The organism is Alicyclobacillus acidocaldarius subsp. acidocaldarius Tc-4-1 (genome assembly GCF_000219875.1).
Lineage (GTDB): Bacteria > Bacillota > Bacilli > Alicyclobacillales > Alicyclobacillaceae > Alicyclobacillus > Alicyclobacillus acidocaldarius_A.
Window position 1 is genome coordinate 1,674,684 of the sequence record NC_017167.1, and the last position, 26,830, is coordinate 1,701,513.

A 26,830-nucleotide genomic window follows, 5' to 3' on the forward strand; every position below is an offset into this window, starting at 1 on the left:
TTTGGCATTGGGCGCAAAGCCTTCATACACATCCGGCGGCGGCGCTTGTGTTTCGCAGGAGTGCGCCTTGCCACCGACAATCGTGTACACCGCAGCCACGTTGTCCGGGAGCGCGCGCAGGTACTCCGGCGTGAAATGTCCTTGCGTCAAGTCCGCCATGATCCGCGCGCTGTCCGCACCCACGCGGAGCGAGAAGAAGTTCCCCAGCACGTCCTTGATCGCCTTTTTTGAGTTCCCCGCTGAATTGCTCCACCGACTGCGTGATCATACCGAGTGACAGCCCAAACTTGCGCGTCTCGGCGATGATCTTGGCCATGATGTCGGTCTGCACGCGGTGACACTCATCGACCAGCAGGAAATGCGTGAGTGACGTGCTTTCTGGGCGTGTCAGCGCGATCTGGTAGTATTGCTCGATGAGCCCGCCCATGATGAGGCTCATGAGTTCTCCACTCAGCGCCTTCACGTCAATGAGCAAAATATGTCCTTCATCCATCCACTGGCGGATCGGCAGCGCATACTCCGGTTGGCCGAAATAAAGCGCCGTGCTGCTTGTCACGAACGGACGCAGACGGCGTTCCACCGGCGCGTAGTAGTCCGGGTTTTTGGCTTGCGCTGGAAAGGTTTGCTCCCAATACGTGCGAAGCAATGGAGACCGCAAGCGGTGCACGACTTGCATGCGCCAATTTTCGTCCTTGAGCATTGGGATCATACCGGCGAGAACGTGCTGCACCGCGTCGTCTTCCTTGAAGGCCTGCACACACATGTCAATGATCTCATCAATGCGCGCGCCACCGCCGTATGCTTTGCTCAATGTCGCCACAATGGCCTCCGTCGTCAGGACTTGCAACAGATTCAGCGCCACAGGATAGTCGCGATTGGAAAACGAGATATAATGGACTTTCTTCCAAAGCGGGCTGTCCTTCGGCAGCGCCGCCTGGAGACGCGACAAAAAGATGAGCGTCGTTTCTGCTGCTGGGTCGATCAGTGTGATCCCCGGTTTCGGTTCTTCGGGTGTTTGCTGAACCCAATTGTCCAAGATGGACTGGAGCAAAAACATTAACGTTGTGGATTTCCCTGCACCTGTCATCCCCGTCATCAAGAAATGACGAGTGAACTGCTCATACGGAATGCGCACAAGCCGCGACGCCTGCGTGGGATGGCGAAGATAACCTATCGCCACGCCTTCTGCGAACTCGTCGTCGCGAAGTGTCTTGGCATGTTCACGGATGACGGGCATCTGCGGCCAATCATCGGGAGAGGGCACATGCACGAGTTGCGCCAATTCTTCCGCTGACATGACAAACGGCTTCAGGGATTTCGAGGCTACGAGTTGATTTTCCGCCGCCAGATCCCGCAAGGCGCCGAGCATCCCTTGAAAGAACGGCTGCGCCCGATGCTTCTCGTCGCCCTCAAAGCGCATGGTGACGTGAAACAGGTCGCTTAACTCTTCGTACCGTTGCACGATCCCGCCAATCTGCCGCTTTTGGTGTGGAAGCACTCGCGGCTTTTGGGGTTTGGAAGTTGCCCCTTTGTTGGCGGATTTGCCCGTGAACGCCGCACCGAGTTCCGCCGCTGTATCCGCTGCGATCTTGGCCCACGGATTGCCACCGGATTGACGTAGTTCGGGATCAAGACGTTGATGTTCCCGTTTCACCCATCGTAACGCCTCGCGCTCCTCCATGGGGCTGAAGGCGATTTCGACTGCCATGTTCTTGCCCATGGCCCGCAGGAGCGTCACCAGTGGATCCTGCTTCCCATCTCGCGCAAACGGCAAGAGTGCATATCGAGCGGTGACCTCCATCCGCACCTTCGGGTTGAGGCGAATGGTCGGTTTTCGTTCTGCTGGAACCTCATGCAATTCCAACGTAGGTGAAAGTGTACCCTTCACGCCTTGTTCACGATCTTCTGGCACGATGAACCAGAACCATACTTCGCCGTTCACATCCTTCTCGATCCGCAATCGAAACCAAATCGGCCCTTTTTGTCTGCGTTCCGCCTTCGTGCGGCGGAAGTGCGACAACCGCGCGAGCCACGCGCTTGCCTCACGCAGGTTGTACACATGATGGCTACGGGGAATCAGCGCTTTGGGCTGTCCTTCGTAGCGTTTGCGCTCCGCACGCACCTTGTCCTTGTCCCGCCAAACACCATAACCCGCGGCAGCCCCAAGCCCCAATGCCGTTACACCCACGAGGGTGTGTTCTACATTCAGCATCGCCCTTCACCTCCACGCCAACGCGGAAACCACATGCCCGTTTCCGCTTGATACGCGCGGTACGTCGGAAACACACGCGCTAAGACCTGTTCCTCGGCTCGCGCCCGCAAAATCTCCATGCCCACAAATAGTAACCAAAGACCCCACAATACCAGTCGGTTCGCACCTACACAACTTCCGAACATGCCGAGGCCGTACGCGATGTACAACGGATGACGCACGTAGCGATAAGGTCCGTGTCTCACCACGTCATGCGCTTCGGCCAATTGCGAGAAACAGATTCGAAGCGTGATGAGCGCCCACACCTCAAGCCCTAGCGCCACAAGCTGGATGACATAGGAGAGCTCAAAGCGCCACCAAGGCTCTTGGATCGGGCCGCGAACGCTCCATGCCACCACCACAGGAAAACACGCGACTCCAACGGACGCTGCCCACGCCCATCCACTGCGATGGACCTCTAGTGGTCGCTTGGTTACATTCCTGAGGAGCATCCACGCTTCGACCGCCAACAATAGCGCGAACGGCAAAAAGATTGGTACATGCCCCAAGCGCCATGCGTTCCACAAAAGCACGCTGGCCGCTAGTCCCTGCACGACACCTCGAAGCCACATCATACACTCCCACCTGTGACCGTCACACGCATGGGCACTTGCCAATTCACCGACTCGTTTCCGCCCATGATCGCTTGGAATGCTTGAGACAGCCACGAAAGTTCCAAGGTTCCGGTTGCCTCCACCGTGACTTCGCCGCTTTGGACCGTTACTTGCGCTTGCAGACCCTGAAAGAGATTCGACAGATGTTCCGCCTGTGCGCTCGATTGGAATTGTTGTTCTGCGGTTTCCACCGGATCTCCCGTCTCTTGCAAACCAGACGAAAAGTACCCTTGAGCTTCAGACGAATTGGTGAAATCCTGTTCAATTTGAGATTGTCCGGACCATGCGGCCGCTTCGGCTGCCCTGCGGAGCTCGAAATAGCCCACACCCGTCGCCGCCAGCGTCATGCTGAAGATCAAAAGCAGTAATCCGATCGTGGCGTACACCAGACCCTTGAACACTTCGCCAAAGGCCATGTCACACGCCCTCCGATCCAAAGTAGCTTTCATTCACGTCCGTGGCGGTCGCGGACATGGGCAAAACCGCAGGAAAACTGTTCGGCATCCCCAGGGCCGCAAACAAATCTGTGAAGAGATAGGGCGCATCGTATTGTACCGTGACTTGGACTTCAGGTGACGCTACGTCCGCAGTCACCTGCACCATCGACGTATTCCAAAGCGTTTGCCCATGATACGTCAGCGGAAGATTGGCCGCCTGCAACGTGCTTTGGACCGCCTGTTCCGCCGAATTTGGATCTCCCGTGATGGAGGCGGCGCGAGCGCCGTTCTCCGCAGCGATACCGATCACATTACGAATATGAAAAAAAGTGACAAAGGTCAGCATCAATCCCACGATCACGAGACCAATTCCTGTATTCACAAGCCCGGCGAAGAGCGCGCTGATTCCCGTTCCACCTCGCCGCCATCTCATGTTCTCCACCTCTACAAAAAACGGGCGAGCCGAAGCCCGCCCGCGCATGTGTGAATTAGGATCCCGACGACCCCGACGTGGCGCTGAAATTCGGGAGCGTGACGTTCCCGACGCCCGAGTAACTGGACGTATAGCCGCCCGACGAGGCCGTGCCGGAAGACTGCGTGATCGAATTCATCGCGTTCTCACCGGAGGTTTTTGCGACGTTAATAAAGTGGAACACAAGCACCACGATGGCCGCGATAAACGCGATCCCCAACAGAATCCCGAAAATCATGAACATCGACTTGCTCAGTGTGGTGTTTTCCGGTGCCGCTTTGCGGAGCCGAAGCCACCGCGCATACACCTTCGACATGTTGATCGTCCTCCCTTATGTACACAAGCGAAATCGACTATGTAACGGAGAACTTCAAGACCCAAACATGGCGGTGAACGCCTGAATGGCTTCGGGGATGATGTTGTTGTGCAGAGCCAACACAAGCAACGTGGCCCCGCTGGCCGACACACCGATGCCCGCAATCGCCCAGATGGCGTTCACCATCAAAGCCGTGGTGCCCGTCCCGGCACGACGCCAGCGAAGACAACCGACACGCGTCCAGCGCCTCATCGCCCTCACCTCCTTTCATGTGTTCCTCATTAATCGATGAAGTGGCATGCAAAACTCAGAATCCAATGTGATTCATCAATTGCAACATGTACGAGAACACGGCAAAAAACATGTACCCAAACACTGGGATACCGAGCCCCAGCGTGGTAATCAAACCAATCTTGCTGATCGCTGCATTGTGTAGCCGCTCAGCTTCGGCATCTCGAATGCGTTCCTCAATGTCAAGCGATGTAAGCATCATATCGACAAGCGGCGTATGATAGCGCGTGGCTTGAGAGAGGAGTTGGGCAAACTGTGTCGCTTCGGGCAATTTCAGTCGTTCTGCCATGGAAGTGAACGCCTCCACCACGGTCTGCACACGCAATGAAACATTCTCCATTCCCTCCGCAGCACCAATCGCGATACATACGTCACGAAGATAGGGTTTCAGTGGATATCCTGTCACGGACTCCGCAGCCACGATGCTCCGTTCAATGGGAGCGCCCGCCTCCGTCAGCAACGCAATGAGCAATCGGGCTTGGCGTAATTGCTGTTTGAGCAGCAACCGCGAACGTTTGTACAGGCGACTGAGATAGAAATACGGCAGAAAGAAAGCCATGAATGCGATTGGAAAGGCCCACCACAGTCCGATCAACACCAGCACCGTAGTAGCCAGTACAGGCATGGCGAAGGAGATCCGATAGGCGAGATCGGCCCATTCCGGGTGTCCGATTTCCCGCGCGAACCAAACCATCTGACGATGCAACGTATCAAAAAAACTTTGCTTTGGTTTCGACGGACGAGCAAACACGCCGCGCACAGATTGTCGAAACAACCGCTCTTGCGCCTGGTTTGCCCAATACGTGCCGAATACAGCCACCAATACTGCTAGCATCATCAGCCCGCCAATCGCAACGGACATGTTCACCCCTCCACCCTCATTGGTGAACGGCAGGCAATCTCTCGAATCAGGTTCCAATCTTGTGCAAGCAGCCATTCCGCCAGATAAGGATCAAATTCAACGCCTTTTTTGGCGTCGATCTCCCGCCTGACCTTTTCCAAAGGCCACCCTTCCTTATACGGTCTTGCTTCCAACAGCGCATCCAATACGTCCACCAGCTTCACCACGCGTGCAACAAGCGGAATGCTTTCGCCCGATACGCCCACAGGATAGCCCGTTCCGTCCCAGTTTTCGTGGTGATGCAACGCCACATCCTTGGCCCACTGCCAGCCTTTTTCGTCATAGAGCCAGGCGCATTCTTGCTGCACATAGGCTTCGATCTGCGTCAGCACGTCGCGGCCCTTTTGCGTGTGGGTTTGCACGAGTCTGTATTCTTCGGGTGTCAATCGAGCGGGCTTATATAGGATTTCTCGAGGAATCGCTGATTTCCCGACATCATGGACGTAAGCCGCCAGGGTGATGCGCGCAACATCGGCTTGCGACCACTGAAGCGCATCTTTCGCGATCCAGATGGTATACCGCTCGACACGCGCAAGGTGATTCAGGAGCTCAGGGTCACCGTACTCCGCCGCAAACGCAAGTCCGCGAAAAAGCGCGGACTGATAGGCGAATTTCACTTCAAGACTATGTTCATCAAAGACGGGCGCCAAGTAGACACTAGTTCGCCCTTCGATATGTATCGCAAAGGCATGCAACAGGGTAGGTTCCCCGTTCCGACACCGCATCCAAAGCGTATGTAATCCTGGTTTGGCCAAATCGGTGTGCAAGAAATCGCTCGGCAATCCGCGAATTTCGTCCGGCTTAAATCCCAGGATAGATTCGAGATCGCCGCGCACGGCGCCGATCGTCCCTTGATCTCCGATCTCAAGTTCCACCATGCGCTTGATCCCCCCATACGATCTCGCCGCCGCCACGGTATTTTCCGTGGTACAAATGCAGGTCGGCATGCGCCAGCAATTGTTCCAACGTGTCTCCGTGTTTGGGATAACACGCTGTTCCGAATGTAATGTCCAGCCCGTACGTGTCAAGCGGCAGATGATTTTTCAATTGCTGGAGTCGGTGAATCATGCCCTCGTGACATGCACACGCCTCAAAGATCAACACAAACTCGTCGCCGCCTAGCCTTGCTAGCACATCTGAAGGACGTTTACTTTTCTCCAAGGCATGGGCAATGGCGCAGAGCGCCTCGTCCCCCTTTGCATGCCCTTGGGTATCGTTGAGATGTTTGAATTTGTCAAAATCCATCAGAACCAACACGAATTCCGTGGTGCTCAAACTTTTTGTCGACGCTCAAACCACTCTTGAAGCCCCTTCCGATTCAAGCATCCTGTCAACGGATCATGAGTGGCCTCTTCTTTCAGGCGCTCATGATCGTGCAAGAGCCCGTCGGCCGCCAAGACAAATTGAACGGCCTCCTCTTCTTCCGGCGTTGCATCCCCACGAAAATAGACCCGATAGACGCCATCCGCACAGTGAATTTCGCGCACTCGCAACACGCTTTTCCAAGCAGGTGATCCTGTGATCACACCGCGCGTGAGCACACCGTCCGTCGTGTCCACTTCTACACCAAACGCCCGCATATCGAGCCAAAAACGCATGTGCGCTTCACGCCACGGCACGCCTTGTGCTAAACGATGGAGAAACTGCACGTATGGCTCCAACATCTGAACTCACGCTCCTCCGTGAACAGGCTGACCGGGTGGCGTCACGACACCTGCGGACAGTCCAGGATCGAGTTCTGCGATCGCGCTCGAAATTTGAATGGGCTTTAGCACGTCGATAAATCCGACAAGATCACCCGCCGCGACGTTCGCAGACACTTGCTGTTCTCCGAGGTCCCATTTCATCACCTGATTTTCTGGCGCTTGGATTTCTACAGTCGCGCCGCTTGACAACGGTAACGAAATGGTCGCGATGTGGGTCTGCGGATTGTCCGTCCACGAGACCACACCGCTAGCTGGCGAGATGATAGGGAGAGAGGGCAACCACTCCGCCGCAAGTGGCGAATTGTGATCGTTGTTGTCCGCTTTTACTTCCCATCCGCCTGGCGACGGCGTAAACGTGAGGTTGGCGTCACCAAACAACCAATACCCGTTTTGTCCCGGCAACTGGACAGGCGGCGTATCCATCACGTACGCCGCCGTCATGCGCACCAAGGCGTTAATGTAGTTTTCAATTGCGGCGTAGTCACTTGTTCCGTAGTACTTCGCGCTCGCACCGGGCCAACTTCCGGCCATGAGATAAAGCGTGTGCAAATATTTTGCTCCGGCGTTTAAGGCGTCGTCGGGATCATAAGGCGACGCATAGGGCGCACATCCTTGATTGCCGTTTGCTTGGCACTGTTCGTTCATCACCTCCAATTGCTGAGGTTGGAGCGCGGCTTCAGCCGGCGTGCCGATAGGCGCCCATATCCCATCCGCATCCACGCCATAACCACCGTACTGGGCGATCCGAAGCGCGTCGGTATCCGGTTCGTCAATCTGTACATAGGGATCTGACCATCCACTCCACGTCTCCGGCTCAAACTGCATAAGCCCCATGGCGTGGCTCCCGTCGTAATCCGCGTAGGCGTTCGGTTCCCATGACGATTCGTGCAGCGCTGTGGCAGCGATATACTGCATGGGGACTTGGTACGTTTCACTTGCTTGTTGCACATCATCCACAAACGGCGCGGGAATTCCGTCCGCAGGCGAGACATCCGTAGGAATCTGACCATTCCACGTTGAGGGAACCGCCGTATTGAGCGCGTCCCCGCCCGCGAAAATTGCCACAACAAGAAGGACTACCAACAATCCAGGAATGCTGACCAGCAGCAACGCCAAAAGGACGAGAAGCGGCCAGTGGCGGCGAGCCAATCGCAGACCGATGCGAAGTCCGATTTTCCCCAGGATCGCCGTCAACTCCGCTCCCCTCCCTTACGCAAGGATCGTCTTCCAAAAGCCTGGAGCATCTACGTATCCCGGTTGCAAATACCATCGCCCATCATGCAGAACGAACACGTCAGGATACCCTCGAACAGCCTCTGCCAGCGGTGTGCCAGGCATCGCATACAGCACATGTGCTGGCATCGGGAGGTGGAGAGCCTCATAGGATGCTTTCACCTTTTGTTCCGCTTCTGCAAGTGTCAAGAGCGAGCGCGTTGTCGTGGCGTTCTGGGTGATCGGATATTCGTAGATTTCAAATCCCGCCGCCACCCACGTTGCTTGATCCAACAACCCCTCACGGCTCAGCATCTGTTCCAATCGATGACAATACTCGCACCACGGCGCAAACACGACCACAGGACGATCCAGAGGAAGCTTCACAGCTTCTCCGGACGCCGTGTCGACTTGAGCAGTTTCCAAAGTTTGCACCAAAGACGCAGGGGCCAGCGACAATCCATCCCACGTATCCGAAGTTGTGCGCGCAGAAGACGAGTCGGATGAAACGACGACCTGCGCGTGCGTCGATGTGTGAGACGGCGTATGAGGTCCCCCCATCAGCCCACACGCCGTCACGAACATGGCTGCGCAGCCAACAACCGTCCAAGTCCACCCTCGATTCATCGCGATGTTGCCCCCTCGAAGAACGCCACCCAGTCATGCGCCTGCGATGGTGGCAAGATGCCAGGCACCGCTTCCCAACCGTTGTTCACGCGGTGATACGCGATCGGGACGGGCATGGAGATGCTTTCGTACAGGGTCACAGGACTCGGAAGCGGATCACTTGAGTACCCCGCCTGCTTCCACACTTGCTCCGTCTGGGCTTGGGTCAAGCCCACCCACACCACGGCTGGCTTGCTAGACAACTGCGACCATACCTGTTGAAACTGCGGAATTGCATACGCTGTCAGGGCACTGATGACCAGTACATTTTGCGTGTCGCGTGGCACGGTGACGGGAAGGGACGTCACGTGTTCCAGACGGCTGGCATACGGTTTCAAGTGCTGCGTGACCTTCACGGGCAGTGACTTTGTCGGCACCGGAATTTCTTTCGCTGGAGCAACGGAATGCGTATGGAATGTCGCAGCCCCTGTCGTGGTGTGTGCTACGGGAATGGTATTTGATGCGTTGGAAGTTGGATGAGTTCCACACCCTGTCAATGCGAATGCCCCCATCGTCACAAACGCCAAGCTCCATCCTGTCCATTTGTTCACATTGAACATCCCCTTTCAAACACAAGTTCCTCATCTGATGTGGAGTTGGCAGGCATTTTAGCGATCGATTTTCGTTACCTTTCGCCCTTCGACTTGATACGTGCCAGGACGAAGGCCGACGAGTCGATAGCGTCCAGGCCGACGCATGCGCCTTGCAGGATGGAAATCCACATGACGACGGCGAAGTTTTACATCTACATGCACGCTGTTTTCGAAATGCCATGTTGTCGGTGAACGAAGCTGAATTCGAACCGGCAATCGCAAGTCTCCTCGCGTCCACCACGCCCGCGCGCACACTCGAAATACACTTCGTCGTCCCCTGCGCCATACCAGCGTTCGCGGTTTCCGCACGAATCCATCACTTACATGACTGCGAAACGGATACGCCACAAAACCATACAAATACTTGACTAACGACTTGCCGTCCGGATCCAGCTTGCGCGCCAACCATGTGAATCCCCCGGCGCTGAGCGTAACTGCGACCCAACGATTCATGAAAAGGTTGATGATGCGATAGGGCGAGGCCATATCCAACATCGCAAACACGATCCATGAGATCGCGAACGTGGCAAGATCGTCCCAATACAACCGGAACCCCAAGCGAACTTTCCGGTCGATATTGGTAATCACCGCTTTCTGCTTGAACAGCTTTTGGTATGTCCTTGGCACTCGGTTTCCCTCCAGACGATCTCAAGGCGAGGACGTCGCCTCGCCTTGAGACTCATCCGGCGATCTTCCCCACAAGCCATTGAACAATGGGGAAGAACACCGTGGGTGCGAGCAAGAAAAAGAGCGCCAGCATGCCAAACACTACGGAGACCATCATGTTGGAATGATCACCCTTCACGTAGTGCCGGAAGAGCCGGTACACGATGACGGCTATCAGCACGACGCCCATAATTGAAAAATAGGATCCAACAAACTCCACAAAGGGTTGCTGGAAATATCCGAAAGCGTAGTTCCCGTCCCGTTCATTTCCGTGTTCCTCCTTATGTAAGATGCAAGAAACGACAACACGCACCGAGCCATGGCCAAGTCACGGCACCCACCAAACGCCGCGCGGCAGGCAAAAGATGTGCCGCAGCCCGCTGAACTTCCACAGGCGCGTGAAGCAACAGGTACGCAAGAGCAAAAATCAGCACGAATGCTGTCAAGACGACACGAATGACAGTTTCGCCTGCGCTTTCTACGCCGATGGCCAACCACGGAACAGGCGGTTTCACCCACCATGGCAGCGGATAAAGGAGCTGCACGCCCATGGGATTCACCAGATCGATCAGCCAATGGCTCACCCATCCCACCACGATCCCGGTCGCTAACCACTGGGGAATATGAAAGCCCAGCCCGAAGAGCACCAAATAAAGCAACAGGGACGCGAGCAAGCTATGGGTCAACGTCCGATGCCGCACGAACATGGACACGATCGAAGCCCCCGGAAGATGCCGAGAAACCCAGGACTCGGGTTGATCGATGTCCGGCACCGGCGCAACCGCATAGGCTACCGCGGCAGTGGCGACGGCCTGCCACGTGATGGGCGCGTGTTCAGATGCCAAGATGACTTCGGTGAGCGCCGCTGCGAACACAGCGTGCGTGGTATGTATCAAAAAGCCACCCCCTCTCTGAGGAGAAGCGGGGTGGCATGCAAACCACGATGTTTGCTCAGTGACGAAGCGGTTCCTCCATTTGCAATCCGAGTAGTTCCAAGAGTTTGGCCTTGCCTCGGGCATTATAGCGAAACGACGACACTTGTTTGTCGCTATACGGCGATTTGTCTAACACAAACTCGCCGAATTCCGGAGTTTTGAGCCCGTACTGATTGGCGATACGGCCAATAAGATTTGCGCTGACACCGGCTTCTTCCGCGATTTCCGTCGCGGAGTACAGGCGTTCCTTGGCAGGTGGCTGCAAGAGTTCGCGTCCAGCCGCGATATTGACGGCTGCAAACAGCAACGACTCGATCGCCGTTTGGGAAATTTGATCCCGGAACTTCTGCGCTGCGTCGAGCACGACCTTGGCCAGTCGCGCTTGTGCGTTCATCCGCATCACAGCCAACCGTTCTCGTTTGATTTCCTCGTCTTCGGTCGACTTACGATGGGGCATTTCATAGCGACCCGTTTTCCGGAGCGTCGGCAACACGTCGTGGGTGATCCAACGCTTAAAGGCTTTCGCTTCGGGTTTGCGGCTTGCCACGAGTATCAAGCTATATAGCCCGGCTTCGTTCACAACCGTCATGTTTTGCGGGCCACCAAGGGTGTCCACGGTCATGGACGCCCTTTCATCGTCGTCTAACTTAGCGACAGCATCACGGTATTTGCTAATCTCCAAGGCCTCACACACATCCTTCGCCACCCACCAAGGCTCGCCATTGACCACGACCACGCGCACCTGCTTGCCTTCGTACTCAAACGGCAACAACGTATCCATACGATCCATTTGATCAACCTCCCGGCGAATCAGTTGGAATGCCCGTTCTACTTAAACGGCCAATGGCATGCAAAAAAAGCCCGCCTGACTGTTCAGGCGGGCCTTACGATGCTTTGTGGGGAAACGAAAGCAGGTTCGATTGCAGTGGCCGAGGCGCGCACCGATCGATCGCCAGCAGGAGGAGCACCGCAAATACGAGGGTTGCAAGCCCGGCCGTCGTGAACGGCCCCCACTGGAAGTACGACACGTCACATGGCGCCGTCATCGAACAAAAAGCCGCATGGACTGCGCGAAGCTGCATCCACCATTGCGATACCGAGACCACCAACCCGGAGGCGGAAGCAAAGGCCACGAACCACGGGACGTCGATCGTCCATCCCAACATTGTGGCAAGTAGCAACAGGCGTTCCGACCAGCACATCACACACGCTTGCCAATGGAGCACAAGGCTCCAGTACGAGCTCACGCTCAGCGCAATCGCGGGAATAACGATTCCGAGACCGCGACGAAGGCGTATCCAAGTCCGACTCATGGATCCACTTCCTCTGCGTCAGCTTGTTGGTTTACGCATTGTCCCTTGGATTTCGATTCCGCCTCGGATCAAAACGAAGCGGTTGACCCATTCGTGCCCGTTGACGCGGATGCTGTGTCGGCCGCGACGAAACGCTCGGAGGTATACGTCGGTTCTCGTCTTGCCGATCACGCTTCCCTGCTGATGTCTTGGAAGCTTGCACAGACTTGCTTTGTTCCTTGGGTTGCAATCGAATCACAGGACCTGGTTTGTGCTGACGGCTTGGAGATTGGGCAGGTGCCAGAGACTCGTCCTGATCACGTTCTGCGTCATGCGGAACCTCGCTTCGGCGGATTGTGGCAGAAGGCACCGAAACGGGATCGGACGCAACAGGTTCAGATGTTCGCGAGAATCCAGAACTGAGCGTTGCGTCAGCTTTCGCCTCGTTCGTTTTCTCCGCGTCATTTACCCTTGCTGGCACTTCGGTATGCGATCCAACGTCCGCGCGAGGATCCCCGATCTTCATGTGAGTGGCGTTCACCTGAGAAGCGGGCGCTGCTTCATGGGCGTGGGCCTCATCCATTGTTACGGTGTGGACTTCATCAGCCATCGGTTCCGTGGCTGTTTCAGAGATTGCCCGATGGCTGGCTTGTGCCGCTTCTGCTTGTGCCGGTGCAGGTGTATCAAAACTCCGCGCCAATGCGCCTGCTTCGTCATAAGCTTCATCCGGACGTTCAACCGCACGTTCAACGGCGGGCGTTTCCTCACGACGCGCCTTTGAATCAGGAAACGGAACCATGGATTCGTCTGATTCACGAGATCCGTCTTGTGCAGCCGGTGAGTTCTCTACCCTCCATTCATCGATGTCACGATGTTCCGAAGCCCTCGATTCAGGTTCCGGCGCAACAAACGCTTCAGAAACCAACTGTTGCGATGGAACGTCCTCTTCTCTTGCTCCTTCGCGAGTCGTTTCTGTCTGGTATTCCGCGACATCTGGTTCCTCGCCCGATTCGTCTGTCGTGCGACGTCGCGCCGACGAGACTCCGGCACGGGAAGCTAAGTCCGGGGTCGCAAAAGCATCCGCCAAAGCGGCGACTGCCAGATCCTCTTCCGGTTGACGCCTCAATGGTTCGCCTTTTCGCTGAAGCGCACTATCCTGTACAGAACTTGGCGTTCCGTCTTCTTCACCGCTTTCCGAGCGCGTGCCCGTTGTCTCCGCGACCTCGTCTTTCAAGGGATCCGACACCGCCACGTCTCCATCGGACGCTTGAGCCTTTTCAGCGACATCTGCGTTTTCGGTTTCTGGCGCCTTGGCCTCTTCTTCCACATTCGCAACAGGCTCATCGGAAAGCTGAGACGCTCCCGATTGCACACTCGGTTCCGAGATATTCGTTTTGACATCACCAACGAACCTTGAGCAGTGTGATCGTCGCGATTATTTTTCAACAAATTAGGTTGAAGTTTCAGGGTGGGCTCTTGAGTATCGTCATCATCGCGACGGACTGACGAAGAAGATGATGGTGCGGGAGATGACGGAGTTGATGACGCTCCGCTCATCGACGCCCCGCCAGTCGCGCTACCAGGGTTCCCCGAACCGCCTGAGTTTTGACCTCCTGACGACGTCCAGCGCGATGACGTTGTGGAGTTTGCGTTACCCGAAAATGGCGTTCCGTGTCCCCCAGTCCCACCTCCGCGATATGCTGTGCTAAAGGCTGCGCTCAAAGTCTTCTGAACAAGAGAACCGCTGCCTCCCTGGTTGTTTGAATTGTCGTCGTCATCTTGCCGCCCTTGGGAATCCCAGCGCCGATTCCAAGCCTCGCGGACGCGACGCCGCCATTCGTCTGCGAGGCTCGCCTGCTTCTCATCACCGTTTGAAGAGATGCCGTTTTCGACGCGCGCCACGATCGGTTGAACAAAGATATAGAACAGTTGGTGACGCATTATGAGTGCCCCCAGAAAGATGAGCCCGCTGGTGATGGCACCAGTTATGAGCGTCGCTTCATCCCCTGTGAGCGACACCGAATCCATCACGATCGTGACGAGCAAAAACGTGATCGCCATGTAGATCACATTGGCGAGCTTGAGCAGTAAGAAACCGAGTGATTTTTTCACCCATTTTTGCACCATCCACCAACCGATCTCAGGCACAAAGCCAAGCGGCAACACGAAGATCCCCATGAACGCGCTGAACAAAAACGCCAATTCTAGACCAAAAAGCATAAACGCCATGAACGCGAGAAACACGAGACACGGCAATCCAAGAACGAACATCACCAGCAAGAAGATGATGTTGTTGTACGGATTGGCGTTCTTGACACTCGTGCTTGTCCACGACGTTTCTGCAAAGGGCTGAGACGTGTTCAAGATGTCGTGCAGCAAGCTATCCCGCGCTTGCGCGGTCGTATTCTTCATAAAGAGTACAACCCAGTTGTCGCCAGGCTGAATCGTTGCTGAATCCCCGCTGTCTGTCGTGTAACTTTGTCCCACCGAGGCAGAGGAAACATTAAACTTGGCCAAGTCGTTCGATTCATGCCCAAACTGAGCCAATTCCCAAGGTTCCAGCACATAAATATCCCATGCCGCATCGTAGATGGTGCTGGCACTGAGATCGGCCACGGATTCGATGGCCTCACTCACGGTGTTATCCAGGTTTTCCGAGAGGTTGTTCACAACCTGGAAGATCGCCGAAAAGTGTGTAAAAAACGCGAACAGTAATCCTGCCATCGCCGTGGTGGTGAACAAAGCCGTCAGGATCTTGGTGTTGTGACCTCGCAAGTAGTGCCAAACCATATAGATGGCCACGGCGAGACAGAGAAACGGCAGTAGACGCAGGAAGACATTTGAATACGCCTGCGAAAACGACACGCCCATCCGCTTCGCGATGGGGGTCACCAACCACGCTGGGTTCGTGAAGTCCACGGCGATCGTGATCACGATATGGAAAGCCCACGCCAGCCCCTGCGACACCAAGTCCGCGATGAAGTTCGCGACTTCCTTGATGGCGCCGCCCCCCGAAGAGCGTGTTCCACCACCCTTCTGGCGGCAGCGTGAAGGTATAGTCGTTCGGAGACGGATGCTGCCAGCCGGGAAATGGGGACGTGGGATTCGAATAACCAAAGAGCGTATTCGAAGCGGCGGCGGACGTGACCACCTGATGAATGCTCGGAAGCGCGTTGCCGCTAGTGATCGCGGTTGAGGACGCCTCGGTGGGTGGGGTTCCGCCACTGGCCATGACAATCATAGACTAATCCCTCCTATCCCGTGGCAAGTTGCAGGGCAAACGAAGAGCCGCACCACCAATCCAGTTGGCGAATGCGGCTTGAGCCTATCAATGTGAATCGTGCTCATAACACTTCCGGCGTGGTATTGAACGCTTGGAGGAGCCCCGCATCCACCACGTCAATCTGCACCTCGCCAATGCGCCCTAAAGGATCGCGCAAAAACCCGCGCCCTTTCTCAAATGCCTGGAAGGTTTCGATGTACTGATTCAGTTGCTCTTCGTTCTCAAGCGGCAACCCGAGCAAGCGAACCGCGTGCTCGACCTGGATCCGCGATGTAAGCCGTCCGACAAACGTCCATCCGAGGCTCGCCGCCACGTCGTCGTTTTCCTGCCCCGGTTTCGGCAACAACACGTCAGGGTTCTGCACCGCCATCATCAGGACCAGGTTCATGCTTCGCCCAAGAAGCAACATCCGGTTGAGGAGCGCCCTGCCTTCTGGAATCGAGCGCAGGATCCATGCCTCATCCACCGCGAAGAATTTGCGCACGTTTTGCGGAGCCATGATGAGACGTCGAAACGCGATCTGCGTAACCAGGTAGAGAATGGCGACCGCGAAACGCTGGCTCTCACGCCATGCATCCGGCGAACTCCCCGGGTCCGGAAAGTCCAGGCCCATAATCGACGCCACCACCAGCCTTGCACGGCTATCCATGACGTTGTCTTCCGTCTTTCCATAGAGCGCACGGCCCAACTCGCTTGTGCGGTAATGTTCGAGCAGTCCGAGAAAGAGATCCGCAAGGTTGCGTTCTTCCTCCGGCCGTTGCGCGTTGTTGCGCTCGGCGGCCAGACACATGAGGAAATGGTCCATGTCCCACCGTTCACCTTGATACAGCGCGTGCAGGGCGCGTTGGATGACGAGCGACGCTCGCTGATCCTCGCGGCGCGTGGTGACGTTGAGAAGAACGCCCAGGAAGCCTTCCGCAATCAACTGTGATTCACTCGCGTCCCGCCCCAAGCGAAATGGAGAAAATCGCAACGCGCTCCCTGCGCCAAACGTCCACCACACGCTCTCGTTCGGCCACAACTTGACCAGGGATCCGTATTCGGCCTGTTTCGGGTCAACCACAGCACCGATTGCGCCCCATTGAAGCATGGTGTCCGCCGCATACTTCATCCCCACCGACTTGCCGCTTCCAAGCGTGCCTGCGAACGCCACCGCTCCGCTTCGATTGAGTTCTCGCATGGGCCGATACCAATCAACATACACAGGTCGTCCGCTTGGTATCATACGCGCAAACCATTGTCCCGTCGGATCGCCTACAAAGGACGTGCCCAATGCCCCTGACGCCGCAAGCACCGACGGATCCGCAGGGATCGCCCATGCTTTCTCCACACCACCTGTGGTGCCCGGAAAAAAGGCTTGCCAGAGTCTCAGCGCGTCGCCGGGAGGATGCACGAGTCGAATCGAACCTTGCAGCCTCTCTTTCAGCATCTCTTCCCGACGCAACATCTCCAACTCACTGTCCGCACCAACGGCGAAGAAGGCGTGAAACGTCGCGAAAGCCATGCCTGCTTTAAGTTTCGCTTCGAGGGCCTGTGCGTCTTCGAGCCCGTCGTAGATGTCCCACGGCACGTCACCCTCTTCGGCGTACTGTTCGCCCGTGCTGGCGACCTCTTTTCGGCGGCGATAGACGATCTCTCGCGCGCGTTGCGGGGAGATGACTTCAAAGTGCACACAGGCATCGACAGGGAACGCAAGTTTTTCAAGCGGTTGATAGATCCACTCGTCGCCGATGACTTCGAGCCGTTCGCGCATGCTCGCCACCGCCATGACCGACTGATACGATGTGCGCTTGTCGTCATGCTCGACGCGAACGCGGAACGTGTCTTCCCGCACCGCCGCCGACACGAGTGGCAGACGCAAGGGACGAGGCCGAATCACGACATCCCGGCCTTCCACCGTCAGCGTTTTAGGAAGCGGATCCGGCAAGGCCAGGGGCCATGGGGTTAGGCCGCGCCAGTACGGCGCGCGATGCAGTCGTTCGATGTCCTGGGGCGCCGCTCGCTCCAACATCGGGATGATGGCCTGCAATCGATTGAACAGCCGCTGCTCCGCTTGCTGTGAGACCAACAGATCGTGCCGCGTGAGGACGGGCGCTTGCACACGCGCAACCCTGCGCTTCGCAAATCCCCACAACCTCGCAAACTGTTCCGACACGCGCTCACGCAACTGGTCGGGGCGATCCAGCACCTGCGACCAGGCGGTGCCGAGAGGCGAAGCCAGCGGCAACACAAGCACTGTCAATCGCTCGAATGGCGTGAGTCCCTTCAGTCGTTCCGCGACCATTTCCATGTGCGCTCGCCAATGCGGGTGATCCCCGAAGCTGCGCATGCGGGTAAGCACTTCTTCGCTCGAGATCGGCACCGAGATGCTCAACAACTGCCCGTACCCGCGGTAGGTCTGGAAGAACACTTCAAGCTGTCGATAGATGCTCCGCTTGACCGCCTCCGGCTGATGCTCGTACGGCAGGGCTGGAAGCCGGTACACCGCAAAGGAAGAGCCATTCTCCAGAAAGAGCAGATTGTCATACCAGAAGATTGTGCGCAATAAAAAATCCCCCCTCTATCCCGAGGGGTTGGCAGGCAAGTTTTCGCTCTCTGCTCATGCACCAAGGTCGGGTGCATCGTCGAAAAGACTGAGTTGCACAGCCTCTGCTTTTCGAAGTTTCTCACGCGCGCGGCGAATGTACGAATGCACCGCCCCGCGCGTAATCGACAGCGCTTGCGCAATGCCCGTGTACGTCATGCCTCGTTCATAGGCCAACAGGCACGCCGCCTCGCGCAAGCTCAGAATGCTCCGCCACGACACCGGCAAACGTTCTGACCACAGTTCCTCGTGCCCCTCGTCCTCTTCGTCCGCATCCCATTCGCCGCATCCGCACAATCCCCGTTTCGCCGCCAGCCGATCCAACACCGCCATATCGCCAATGGGAACCTCCCGGCGTTCCACTCTCGTGGTGCCTTCCATAAGCCCGATCGTATATTCCAACGTGTCAATCATACTCTCGCAGTATTTCACGTCCAGATAACTACGCGGGTCGTCCTCTTTCTGACGAGCGCGCTTGATCGACTTCACAGCTTCCAAGCTTTGCTCATACTCGACAATCAGATCAGCGAGTTCCGGACGCACAATTCCACCCCCGAAAGTCCTGCTTAGTGTTTATTTTACCAAAATTCTAAGACGAAACTGCCTGCTCGCCGACTGCTGTCATTGACATTGCAGCGAGCAGGCAGATCGTTCAGTAGACGGTTCCGCCGATGCTCTCGCTCACGATGTGGGTGAACCAATACGCAGGCCAACCGAACGTGCACGCCACATTCGGCGCGCTCACCGTGATGTTACCTGCCGGTGTTTCCACCGTCATCACGAACGAAATGTGCGCGCCTTGCTCATACGCGATCTGAGGATCCGGGTTCAGGCTCCACGCTGCCAACTCGGGCTTCCCATCCAGATACACACCCTTCGGAAGATTCGTCCAGCAGGCCACAATCTCCGTGTCCGCAGCAGGCGCCTGATCACCGTTGGGAGTTGTCGTGCCCCCACTCAAGGTCTCCGAGTCGATAATGAGCGGCCTTGTCCACGTAATGCTCCCACCGTCTGGATTCGTCATCGTGAACGTGACGCTTCCGCCGATGGGCAAAGCGCTCGGTGGACCTTGCCACACATACCGGAACCCGAACGCAGCCGCTGGACGAATCCAAATCGTCGGAGTTTGATCGCCAATCGGTGGACCATAGGTATGGTACGTTTGTCCGTTGATCTCTACGGTGCTCGAGATCTGGTTTGCAGTAGGCCCACCGTTTTCATTCGCCGTGAAGCCGTGCTGCTCGAAGTACTCGCAGAAAATCCCCGACGGGCATTGCTCCGGATCCCATTCATACGATGGCACAGGGAGCCACATGTTTTCGGGAGTCCCTGGATCATAAGTGAGTCCGGTGATCTGCCCATCATTCACTGACGCCGGATAATACTGCGATTCCTGATGTGTCACGTCAACGCATTGCCACGAGTTCGTCTGCGCGTTGTATTCCGGTGTCGGTACGTTGTACACCCACGTCAGTTCTTCCGCACCATTGCCCATGCTGGTCCACTGCACATTTGAGTCGTACGGCGCACCGCAGTTGGGAGCCGGTGGCGGTGTGGGTTGTGGATTCGGTGTCGGCGTCGGAGTGGGTTGTGTTGTGCCGTTTGTCCAGGTCACCGATACCGGATTCGACTGATAGGCGTCGTTCTGAATGTCGAACACGCCGCCCCCGGGCGGAATATACGACACGTATGCGATAAACGTGTCCGTTCCCGGCACGTTGCTTGTATAAGTTTCCGACGCACTCGGTGTGAAGATCTCGCCCGGCCCCACCGTCTGACCCGTGGTCTCGTTCACGATGGTGATCCACATATCCCCGGTGTTTTGCCATCCGCTCGTCACGTTGACGGTCAGCGTGGTAGCCTGACCCACAGGCAACTCCGTAGGGTTGGCAGCAAGCGTCAACGTGACACCGCTGCTCGGATTCGGCGTTGGTGTCGGCGAAGGTGACGGCTGGGGGCGTCGGTGTTGGACTCGGCTGTGTCGTGCTCTGCGGAGGCACCCATGTGGGTGTAATTTCATTGCTCGTCGCCAACAACTGCCCATCTGCATTGACGACTTCCGCCTGATACGTGATTGTGAGCGTGTCTCCCTGATCCGTCACCGAACCGCCTATGCCAGCCTCCAGCGTGACCGGCTGCTCGCTTTCGTTATGGCTCGCAGATGGCTCAGTCAATACGGCTTGATACACACACCCCGACGCAGTACAATATCCGCTCGAATACCAGCCATTGGGGAAATACGTTCCTGATGCTTCGGCAGGCGTGGCTGGACTCTCATTCACAACCTGGATGATGACCTCATCCCCAGGCTGCCAGCCCTGCACGCTGTACGACTCCGTAATCGTTCCGCCATAGGTTGTCGATCCCGGCGTCGCCATGAGCGTGATAGACACACCTGTGTTATTTCCCCATGCCACCGTGACAGTGGGCGATGTCGTGCCTTGTCCCACGTCCGTCGGGCTAGGCGGATTCGGCGGCGTCGTGGTTACCCAAAACTTCACCACTTGCGCCGTGTTCGACACCGCTTGAAGCGTCGTCGTGCCAGTGTCATTCACCGTGATTTGATAGTTACCATTCGAATGACACCCTTTGGTTGTGCAAGTTTCCGACGGTTGTTCACCCTGGATCACGGGGGCCGTGCTATATAGTGTCACCGTTCTCCCCGGCGCATTTGCATTGACTGTGATGGTCGAGACCTGTCCCACAGGCAATTGCGTCGGAGACGCGCTCACGGTTGCACCTGCCCACGTGATCTGGAAAGTTTCACTCGATTCCATAACCCTTCGGGTTGATGAGACTCGCGGTGTAGGTCACCGTCTGTGGCGTTTGCGTGCTGACGCTCACCGTTCCAGTCGAAGCGCCGTTATAGAACGTCTGATTCAGTGACGCTCCACCCGTTCCTCCGTTCGAGACCAGCGTCACGCTCCAAACCCGTGTTCGTTGCCGCAGGCAAGTTCCCGTTGTTAGGAGCCTCAAATCGGAATAGTAGATCGCGGGCTGGCCAGTTTGCAGAAATTGCACATTGAAATTGACACTCGTGCCCGCATCCACCGTCACATTTGGCCCGGCCGCGTAGATACCAGCCCCGCCACCCATGAGTTGGGTGTACTGATCGGACACAATTGCGCTTACGCTGCCCGTTTGAATCGGTGTGCTGCCATTCGCAGATAAGGTTACGGTTGTCGACACGGTGCAATCCGTTGTGGTATCCGTAGCTGTAACCGTGTAACTTTCGCCAGGCTGCCCTGTCAGGATCACGCCCACGCTCTGTTCACTGCCACCGACGCCCGGCACGCTCAGACTCCCGCCATTGTTCACGGTGAATGCGTACGTATCGCTGTCATCGTGGGTAAACGTCAAGCCCGCGCTGTTCGAACCGACACTTCCCACTGACCAGCTTGCCTGGCTACACTGCCCCGTGGTAGGCTGTGTCTGAACCTGGCCCCACGTCACTTGGACAGGCGTCGACTGCGCGACGACCGTCTGGCCGTTCGACGTGTCGATCACATACGCCTCGTATTCCGCCGTGTACGGCTGCGCAGAAGTAACTTCCTGCGTGTACGAGGTGACGTTGCCCAGGTTTTCAATATCGCTTCCGGCTAACGTAGTACCATGATCTGCGTCAGCCAGTTCGACGATGTAGTGATCGCCGTTGGGCAGTTCACTGCGTTGATTCGGGCCCTGAATCGTCCCGTTGACGTTCACCGTCAAGGTGCTGTACTGCCCAACCGTCAATTGCTGGGGAACGGCGCTCAGCGAAACGCTGACGCCGTTCCCTGAACCTGTTCCCACGCCCCCACCGCTGCCGCTTTGGCTGCTCCCAATGGTAAAGTTGGCCGTCACAGGCCCCGAAATGCGATCCACACCGTCTGCCACCCACGCCTGAGCCTCGTAATTCCCCGGCGTCAGGTAACTCGCGGAAAACGTATCCGTGTACGTTCCCTGACTTCCGACTTCATTCTGCATCTCGGAAATGTCACTGAATCCTGTCCCCGCGAGCCACTCCGTCTGCCCAGTGCCGAGATTCGTGATCTCCACCGCGTCATAGTGATAGTTCGCGAGCGAACTCCAGAGCGGCACGTTGACGTTGAACGTCAGCGTGACGTTTGTGCCCTGCACCTGTGCCGTGAGGCTCTGGGCAGTAGGTGGCTTGGACGGGATCACGTAGAATGTCGAATGCTCGATCGGATCATTCCCGTAATAGTTCCCGGTCGGCGTCACAACACCCCCGGATGGATCCATCTCTGCGCCAGATTCGCTGGCGACGTATGCGAAGGGAACAAGATATTGAGTTGGAACATTTCCGTTCGTGTCATAAAGCTTGTACTCATACGGTTGGACCTGATTTTCTACGAATTGAGCATTACCACCGAGTTCACTAGCAACGGAGTCTATCTCAGTGATCGGCAACCCCAAATACCCATCGCCGTTCAGGCTGTTGTCGCTCACGATGTCTGACTGCACAATGTCGTTACTCAGCGTTGCACCCGAAATCTCGTCCGCCGCACTGACGAGGGCGGAGTAGAGTTCGTATTTAAAAAACGCTGACCAACCCGGATATACTTGAGCCCCTTGTGCCACAAACTTGTCGCTTCCGTAAATCGCGAACTCTCCTACCACACCGCCGAATTGGGTGTACACCGTATTCACTGCGACGATGTACCCATAGCCGCTTGTCCCACCTCCTGGTTGAATCACTTCCGTGGCAAAAGCGCTAGGCGACAAAGCGGAAAACGCTGCGAGTGCCGCCGCGCCTGCCAGTCCCATTTGGGACACCTTCAGTTTCCAACGCACGCTATCACCCCTTCCTACTGATAGGGCGGATGGCATGCAAAGACGGCAAAAAAATTGCGCGCCTCGACTGAGACGCGCTCAGGTTACGAATTATTCTCTGTAATCTACGGTGATGTCAGGAGTAACATTTGGATAACACATTCCAACATACGATCCAATGAGAAAATCGAGTTCATTTGGCTTTACAAACGAGATCGTCGTTCCGCCTTCATACTGGCTCGCGTTGGAGAGACTGACCGAAGGTGCGTAATACTCCGTCGTCACATCCTCCGGCACACTGGCGGAAGACACGTTGTAGCTATCTTGTGAGTTCCCCGTATACGGAAGCTCCACATTCACCTGGTTGCCTACCAGCCAAACCTTGACTCGATCAAAGGCATGGATCGCTTCCTGATAGGCTTGCGGACTCCAGTCCGAAGTTCCCGAAAGCCACTGTGAGACCGTCAGGAGCTGAGGAGCACCGTAGCCAATCGGCGCATGCAACGTGTACACGCCGTTCTGCTCCTTGTACCCGTCCAGCCACCACTGGAGATTCGACAACACCGTTTGCGCCTCGCTGGTGGTCAACTGGGCATTTGGATCGGTAATGCCCGTGTCCTGGAAGAGATCATTATCCTCCGCCCACGTGAACGGATCGGTGACGCCTTGGGATGCCAAGAACGTCTGGACATTACCGCTGGGGGCAAGACCTGTGTCGGTGTACGGCACCGCATACGCCGCCCAGTCCGCCAGCCACGTCGCCACCTGCCCCGCCGTCACGGTCGCATTCGGATCAGGCGTCACCCCAACCTGTTGCATCGTCGGATATCCGGTGACGACGCCCGCACCGCCGTACGTCGTCTCGTCTTGAATCGTTGCATTTCCGTTGACAGTGACTAAACTCGGCACGTTCCACTCGTGTTCCATCTTCGGCAACCCATCAAACAGTTCCCACATCGCATCCGCCATCTGCTGCTGCGTCTCGTACGTGACGGGCTGATTCGCGCTGGCGGCCACGCTCTGGAGCGTCATGTCCCACTCCGACCCGTTCTGCCAATCGGTCTGCACGCCCATGTCGCCAAGGGCCTGCTCCAGGTAGTAGATCGGCACAAACGTCGTCTCGTCCTTCGCCCCGTAGTCCTGATAGGTGATCCTCGGCGCGTAGATCACAGGCTTCCCATTGACCTCAATCACCATCGTCCCGCTCGTGATCGGAACCGACTCGACGCTGCTCGGGTAGCTCACCTTCACCGTGCTCGGCGCGACCAGGTTCAGCACGCCCTTACCGCCGTTCCATTCCGCCTGAATGCCGAGTTGCGCCAGCGCCTTATCCACGTAGTAGATCGGCAGGAACGACGTCGCCTGACCAGTCCCGCCGCCGAACGGGTCGGGTGCGACGATGTGCTCCGGCGTGCTCTGCGGCACGTCGTTCACCACGATCACCGTCGGGTAATACTTGTACGTCTGCTGCGCCGCAAACGCCGTCGGGGCAACTGCCGCCATCGGCGCGGCAGCCGCAAGCGCCAGCGCAGCCTTCCAAGCCATCTTCTTCATCGTCTCTCACTCCCATTCAAAACAATATTCTTTATTATCCATCCTTAAATGGATCATATTATCTTTTCCTGTTATTAGGATAATCCAAATGGGTGAAAATTGCAATAGGAGGATTGAAATTTCCTCTTTGGCTCTGCGGCTATTATACCTACGGGCAGGAGGCGCAGGAACCGCAGCCCGCAAAGGACAATCCACAGTCGCCTATTCCGCCTTGCGTGGAAACGGAATCATCTCCGCTCGCTTCGGTCGATGCGCGAATGAATCCACGCCAAGCAACAACAGCAGAAAGAATACGAGATCAGCGAGTCCGGCAGTCGTGAGCGGCCCCAGGTGGAGGTATGAGACATCGCAAGGAGTCGTCACAGAACAGAAGAGCGCGCGTACCGCGTGCAACTGCATCCACCACTGCGCCGACGCGATTCCGAAGCCAAGGAGCGGTGCGAACAGCACCATCCACCGATTGTTGGCGAACCAACCGAGGAGCGCCGCGACCAGCAATAGACGCTCCGACCAGCACATCGCACACGCCCGCCAGTGGAGCAGCAAGCTCCAGTATGCGCTCACACTCAGCGCGACCGCCGGAATGAGGATACCGAGCGCACGGCGTGTAGATGCTCGCCATCCGAAGAACCTCACCATCCGAAGATCACCCCTTCTCGTCGCGCAATACATCCGCCACAGCCGTCACAAGGCGCTCAACCGCCTCGTCGGAGAGTCGTTCTTGGAACGTGGTGAGGAGATCGACGAGAAGCGCGGTCTTTTGCGCCCGCAATTTCTCCTCGCCGTACTGAGATTCATCGTGAAGTGCGCTTGGCAGGACCTCGCGCAGCACCCAACGCTGGAACGCGCGCGCGTGCTCGTTCTTCCCCAACAACGTGAGCCTCAGCATGCCCGATTCGCGCACCACGGGGATCTCCTCGCGTCCGCCCGGCCCTTCGATCACCACCGCGCCCTTCTCATCGTCGTCGAGCTTTCGGAGTGCCTTCTCGACATTGCGCATCCCCACCGCCTCACAGACGCCCGCTGCGTCGAAGAGCGGTTCACCGTCCACCCAGAAGACACGAACCTGCATACCGTTTGCGAAGACTGCCCAGGTTTGTTGCATGAGAGATCGCCCCCTCCGAAGAGCGATGTCTGCAGGGCAAAACGGCATAAAAACAGCCCTGCGCCACCTTTCGACGCAAGGCTGTTAATTGGAGTGCATGTGTTACCTCTCTTCCACCACGATCGCAGTCGCCAAGGCTCGCTGCGGAACCGTCAAGTAGCGCCCCTCATACCACAGTCCTGTTGAACTCCCCCCGTCAAGGTTCATCGCGTATGTCAAACCGAGCGCTTTGGCGATCTGAGCTTCCTGGTATACATTCGCGTCGTGAATCGTCAAAAACACCAACTGCCCGGACGAATTGAAGCCGACCACCGAGCGCAGTGTCACCGCGTCCACGACTTCGTAGTTATCCAGTCCTTCTTTTGCTGGCTCGATGTCGATGCGGCCATTGTTGAGCAACATGGGGCCAGCACCGATGGCGTTTGGATAAGCACTGAACGGTACAGTCTTTCCTGTGTCCAGTGAAACTACAGTATCTCCCCACACTGCCCGATCCCCCACATGGACCCGCTGCATGATGGGGGTTTTCGCCTCTCCCGCGCCAATCTCGATGTCGTAGCCATTGCTTGGAATTGGTGTGATGCCGTCGTGGATCGCAACGATCTTGTTATTCTCCACTTCCGCCACGACAGACGACGAATCGCGAGTGCGCGGCCCGTAGAACGGCGTCAACACGCTGACCCGCATAGGGTTGGTGCTCAAGGTGTTGAGAAACCAGGGCCACATGTTGCTGATCGGATTCGTAGGATCGTAGACATTCAGCGACAGATCCTCAGTCGCACGTAGCATCGTAAGCTGGCCCTGAGTGCCAATGCCGAGAAGCGTGCCCTTCTCGTTGTACACGAATTGGCCGTTGATTTCCAAAGCCCCGGCCGGGAAGTTGTCGCCACCCGCGTCGAAGAACGTGCCGTTGATCGCGGCGATCGCGTGATTCTGCTGGGCAATCTGAGCCAACGTAGCCGTGGTGCCAAGCTCGTGATTCGCGATAGCGGGTTGAACCTCAATGTGCGGATCGCGAACATTGATGATGACCTCATTCACGGGCTCTCCGTCCACGACAAGAGAACGCACCTGAATGGCTTGGGAGTTGGGCGCGGAGGAGACGCGATGGACTGCGGAATGTGTGGAATGTACGGGATGATGTGAAACGAGATCGACCAGTGGCGCAACGAACACGAA

The 26,830-nt window shown here is 56.8% G+C and carries 29 protein-coding genes; 1 reads left to right on the forward strand and 28 read right to left on the reverse strand.

Annotated features, from left to right (window positions below):
• Nucleotides 1–22: 22 nt before the first annotated feature.
• From TC41_RS08020 to TC41_RS08130, 23 genes are all read right to left on the reverse strand, one after another.
• Nucleotides 23–2,212, reverse strand: a complete 2,190-nt coding sequence (locus TC41_RS08020) for an ATP-binding protein (RefSeq protein WP_014464525.1) — start codon at nt 2,210–2,212, stop codon at nt 23–25.
• Nucleotides 2,206–2,610, reverse strand: a complete 405-nt coding sequence (locus tag TC41_RS08025) for a methyltransferase family protein (RefSeq protein ID WP_237699860.1) — start codon at nt 2,608–2,610, stop codon at nt 2,206–2,208. The genes TC41_RS08020 and TC41_RS08025 overlap by 7 nt, the downstream gene beginning before the upstream one ends.
• A gap of 212 nt (nt 2,611–2,822) precedes the next feature.
• Nucleotides 2,823–3,281, reverse strand: coding sequence for a hypothetical protein (locus tag TC41_RS08030; RefSeq protein WP_014464527.1), 459 nt, complete (start codon nt 3,279–3,281; stop codon nt 2,823–2,825).
• Nucleotide 3,282: 1 nt separating this feature from the next.
• On the reverse strand, nt 3,283–3,663 hold the full coding sequence (locus TC41_RS08035) for a hypothetical protein (protein ID WP_041695765.1): 381 nt from the start codon (nt 3,661–3,663) through the stop codon (nt 3,283–3,285).
• A gap of 127 nt (nt 3,664–3,790) precedes the next feature.
• The gene (locus TC41_RS08040) at nt 3,791–4,090 is read right to left on the reverse strand and encodes a hypothetical protein (protein ID WP_014464529.1); all 300 of its coding nucleotides are present in this window, start codon (nt 4,088–4,090) and stop codon (nt 3,791–3,793) included.
• Nucleotides 4,091–4,144: 54 nt separating this feature from the next.
• Nucleotides 4,145–4,342, reverse strand: a complete 198-nt coding sequence (locus tag TC41_RS08045; RefSeq protein ID WP_041695210.1) for a hypothetical protein — start codon at nt 4,340–4,342, stop codon at nt 4,145–4,147.
• Between the two features lie 55 nt (nt 4,343–4,397).
• Entirely contained in the window at nt 4,398–5,243 is an 846-nt protein-coding gene (locus TC41_RS08050) for a type II secretion system F family protein (protein WP_041695211.1), read from the reverse strand.
• Between the two features lie 2 nt (nt 5,244–5,245).
• Nucleotides 5,246–6,160 (reverse strand): HD-GYP domain-containing protein, encoded by a 915-nt coding sequence (locus TC41_RS15385; RefSeq protein ID WP_193352799.1) that lies wholly within the window; start codon nt 6,158–6,160, stop codon nt 5,246–5,248.
• The gene (locus TC41_RS16825; RefSeq protein WP_041695212.1) at nt 6,147–6,557 is read right to left on the reverse strand and encodes a GGDEF domain-containing protein; all 411 of its coding nucleotides are present in this window, start codon (nt 6,555–6,557) and stop codon (nt 6,147–6,149) included. The genes TC41_RS15385 and TC41_RS16825 overlap by 14 nt, the downstream gene beginning before the upstream one ends.
• Complete coding sequence (locus TC41_RS16830) at nt 6,554–6,946, reverse strand: diguanylate cyclase (protein ID WP_014464534.1); 393 nt, start codon at nt 6,944–6,946, stop codon at nt 6,554–6,556. The genes TC41_RS16825 and TC41_RS16830 overlap by 4 nt, the downstream gene beginning before the upstream one ends.
• 6 nt (nt 6,947–6,952) lie before the next feature.
• Nucleotides 6,953–8,182, reverse strand: coding sequence for a transglycosylase SLT domain-containing protein (locus TC41_RS08070; RefSeq protein WP_014464535.1), 1,230 nt, complete (start codon nt 8,180–8,182; stop codon nt 6,953–6,955).
• 15 nt (nt 8,183–8,197) lie between these two features.
• Nucleotides 8,198–8,524: a hypothetical protein gene (locus TC41_RS08075; RefSeq protein ID WP_148260145.1), complete on the reverse strand. Its 327-nt coding sequence runs from the start codon at nt 8,522–8,524 to the stop codon at nt 8,198–8,200.
• Nucleotides 8,525–8,823: 299 nt separating this feature from the next.
• Nucleotides 8,824–9,243: a hypothetical protein gene (locus tag TC41_RS08080; RefSeq protein ID WP_237699861.1), complete on the reverse strand. Its 420-nt coding sequence runs from the start codon at nt 9,241–9,243 to the stop codon at nt 8,824–8,826.
• 231 nt (nt 9,244–9,474) lie between these two features.
• Entirely contained in the window at nt 9,475–10,086 is a 612-nt protein-coding gene (locus tag TC41_RS08085; RefSeq protein WP_014464538.1) for a TcpE family conjugal transfer membrane protein, read from the reverse strand.
• 52 nt (nt 10,087–10,138) lie between these two features.
• Entirely contained in the window at nt 10,139–10,345 is a 207-nt protein-coding gene (locus tag TC41_RS08090; protein ID WP_148260146.1) for a TcpD family membrane protein, read from the reverse strand.
• Nucleotides 10,346–10,406: 61 nt separating this feature from the next.
• Complete coding sequence (locus TC41_RS08095) at nt 10,407–11,021, reverse strand: metal-dependent hydrolase (RefSeq protein ID WP_237699862.1); 615 nt, start codon at nt 11,019–11,021, stop codon at nt 10,407–10,409.
• Between the two features lie 55 nt (nt 11,022–11,076).
• On the reverse strand, nt 11,077–11,850 hold the full coding sequence (locus TC41_RS08100; RefSeq protein ID WP_041695214.1) for a BRO-N domain-containing protein: 774 nt from the start codon (nt 11,848–11,850) through the stop codon (nt 11,077–11,079).
• A 94-nt stretch (nt 11,851–11,944) separates the two neighbouring features.
• Complete coding sequence (locus tag TC41_RS08105; RefSeq protein ID WP_041695215.1) at nt 11,945–12,373, reverse strand: disulfide bond formation protein B; 429 nt, start codon at nt 12,371–12,373, stop codon at nt 11,945–11,947.
• Between the two features lie 31 nt (nt 12,374–12,404).
• Nucleotides 12,405–13,598, reverse strand: a complete 1,194-nt coding sequence (locus tag TC41_RS16235; protein WP_014464542.1) for a hypothetical protein — start codon at nt 13,596–13,598, stop codon at nt 12,405–12,407.
• Nucleotides 13,583–15,319: a type IV secretion system protein gene (locus TC41_RS15390; protein WP_148260148.1), complete on the reverse strand. Its 1,737-nt coding sequence runs from the start codon at nt 15,317–15,319 to the stop codon at nt 13,583–13,585. The genes TC41_RS16235 and TC41_RS15390 overlap by 16 nt, the downstream gene beginning before the upstream one ends.
• Nucleotides 15,320–15,696: 377 nt before the next feature.
• A complete protein-coding gene (locus tag TC41_RS08120; RefSeq protein WP_014464544.1) occupies nt 15,697–18,180 on the reverse strand; it encodes an ATP-binding protein in 2,484 nt (827 codons plus the stop codon).
• 54 nt (nt 18,181–18,234) lie between these two features.
• Nucleotides 18,235–18,762 (reverse strand): sigma factor-like helix-turn-helix DNA-binding protein, encoded by a 528-nt coding sequence (locus tag TC41_RS08125; protein ID WP_014464545.1) that lies wholly within the window; start codon nt 18,760–18,762, stop codon nt 18,235–18,237.
• Nucleotides 18,763–18,871: 109 nt separating this feature from the next.
• Nucleotides 18,872–20,122: a hypothetical protein gene (locus TC41_RS08130; protein WP_148260150.1), complete on the reverse strand. Its 1,251-nt coding sequence runs from the start codon at nt 20,120–20,122 to the stop codon at nt 18,872–18,874.
• Nucleotides 20,123–20,595: 473 nt separating this feature from the next.
• Here TC41_RS08130 and TC41_RS16425 point away from each other — a divergent pair, with 473 nt between their 5' ends.
• A complete protein-coding gene (locus TC41_RS16425; RefSeq protein ID WP_158306724.1) occupies nt 20,596–20,748 on the forward strand; it encodes a hypothetical protein in 153 nt (50 codons plus the stop codon).
• 234 nt (nt 20,749–20,982) lie between these two features.
• Here TC41_RS16425 and TC41_RS08135 read toward each other — a convergent pair whose 3' ends face one another.
• The 5 genes from TC41_RS08135 to TC41_RS08155 all read right to left on the reverse strand — a co-directional run bounded on the left by TC41_RS08135 (nt 20,983) and on the right by TC41_RS08155 (nt 26,692).
• Nucleotides 20,983–23,013: a hypothetical protein gene (locus TC41_RS08135; protein ID WP_014464548.1), complete on the reverse strand. Its 2,031-nt coding sequence runs from the start codon at nt 23,011–23,013 to the stop codon at nt 20,983–20,985.
• Nucleotides 23,014–23,103: 90 nt separating this feature from the next.
• Nucleotides 23,104–24,546, reverse strand: a complete 1,443-nt coding sequence (locus tag TC41_RS08140; protein ID WP_014464549.1) for a hypothetical protein — start codon at nt 24,544–24,546, stop codon at nt 23,104–23,106.
• 201 nt (nt 24,547–24,747) lie between these two features.
• On the reverse strand, nt 24,748–25,218 hold the full coding sequence (locus TC41_RS08145; protein WP_374952847.1) for a disulfide bond formation protein B: 471 nt from the start codon (nt 25,216–25,218) through the stop codon (nt 24,748–24,750).
• The gene (locus tag TC41_RS08150) at nt 25,193–25,618 is read right to left on the reverse strand and encodes a phage repressor protein (protein ID WP_014464551.1); all 426 of its coding nucleotides are present in this window, start codon (nt 25,616–25,618) and stop codon (nt 25,193–25,195) included. Before TC41_RS08150 ends, TC41_RS08145 begins: the two co-directional genes overlap by 26 nt.
• A 135-nt stretch (nt 25,619–25,753) precedes the next feature.
• The gene (locus TC41_RS08155) at nt 25,754–26,692 is read right to left on the reverse strand and encodes a phosphodiester glycosidase family protein (protein ID WP_237699864.1); all 939 of its coding nucleotides are present in this window, start codon (nt 26,690–26,692) and stop codon (nt 25,754–25,756) included.
• Nucleotides 26,693–26,830: the final 138 nt, after the last annotated feature.

Coding starts and splice junctions, on each gene's coding strand:
- TC41_RS16425 (WP_158306724.1), top strand. CDS start 20,596: ATGAGCGTGATAGACACACCTGTGTTATTTCCCCATGCCACCGTGACA.
- TC41_RS16830 (WP_014464534.1), bottom strand. CDS start 6,946: ATGTTGGAGCCATACGTGCAGTTTCTCCATCGTTTAGCACAAGGCGTG.
- TC41_RS08045 (WP_041695210.1), bottom strand. CDS start 4,342: ATGAGGCGCTGGACGCGTGTCGGTTGTCTTCGCTGGCGTCGTGCCGGG.
- TC41_RS08105 (WP_041695215.1), bottom strand. CDS start 12,373: ATGAGTCGGACTTGGATACGCCTTCGTCGCGGTCTCGGAATCGTTATT.
- TC41_RS08140 (WP_014464549.1), bottom strand. CDS start 24,546: ATGAAGAAGATGGCTTGGAAGGCTGCGCTGGCGCTTGCGGCTGCCGCG.
- TC41_RS08020 (WP_014464525.1), bottom strand. CDS start 2,212: ATGCTGAATGTAGAACACACCCTCGTGGGTGTAACGGCATTGGGGCTT.
- TC41_RS15385 (WP_193352799.1), bottom strand. CDS start 6,160: ATGGTGGAACTTGAGATCGGAGATCAAGGGACGATCGGCGCCGTGCGC.
- TC41_RS08145 (WP_374952847.1), bottom strand. CDS start 25,218: ATGTATTGCGCGACGAGAAGGGGTGATCTTCGGATGGTGAGGTTCTTC.
- TC41_RS08150 (WP_014464551.1), bottom strand. CDS start 25,618: ATGCAGGTTCGTGTCTTCTGGGTGGACGGTGAACCGCTCTTCGACGCA.
- TC41_RS08030 (WP_014464527.1), bottom strand. CDS start 3,281: ATGGCCTTTGGCGAAGTGTTCAAGGGTCTGGTGTACGCCACGATCGGA.
- TC41_RS08040 (WP_014464529.1), bottom strand. CDS start 4,090: ATGTCGAAGGTGTATGCGCGGTGGCTTCGGCTCCGCAAAGCGGCACCG.
- TC41_RS08050 (WP_041695211.1), bottom strand. CDS start 5,243: ATGTCCGTTGCGATTGGCGGGCTGATGATGCTAGCAGTATTGGTGGCT.
- TC41_RS08100 (WP_041695214.1), bottom strand. CDS start 11,850: ATGGATCGTATGGATACGTTGTTGCCGTTTGAGTACGAAGGCAAGCAG.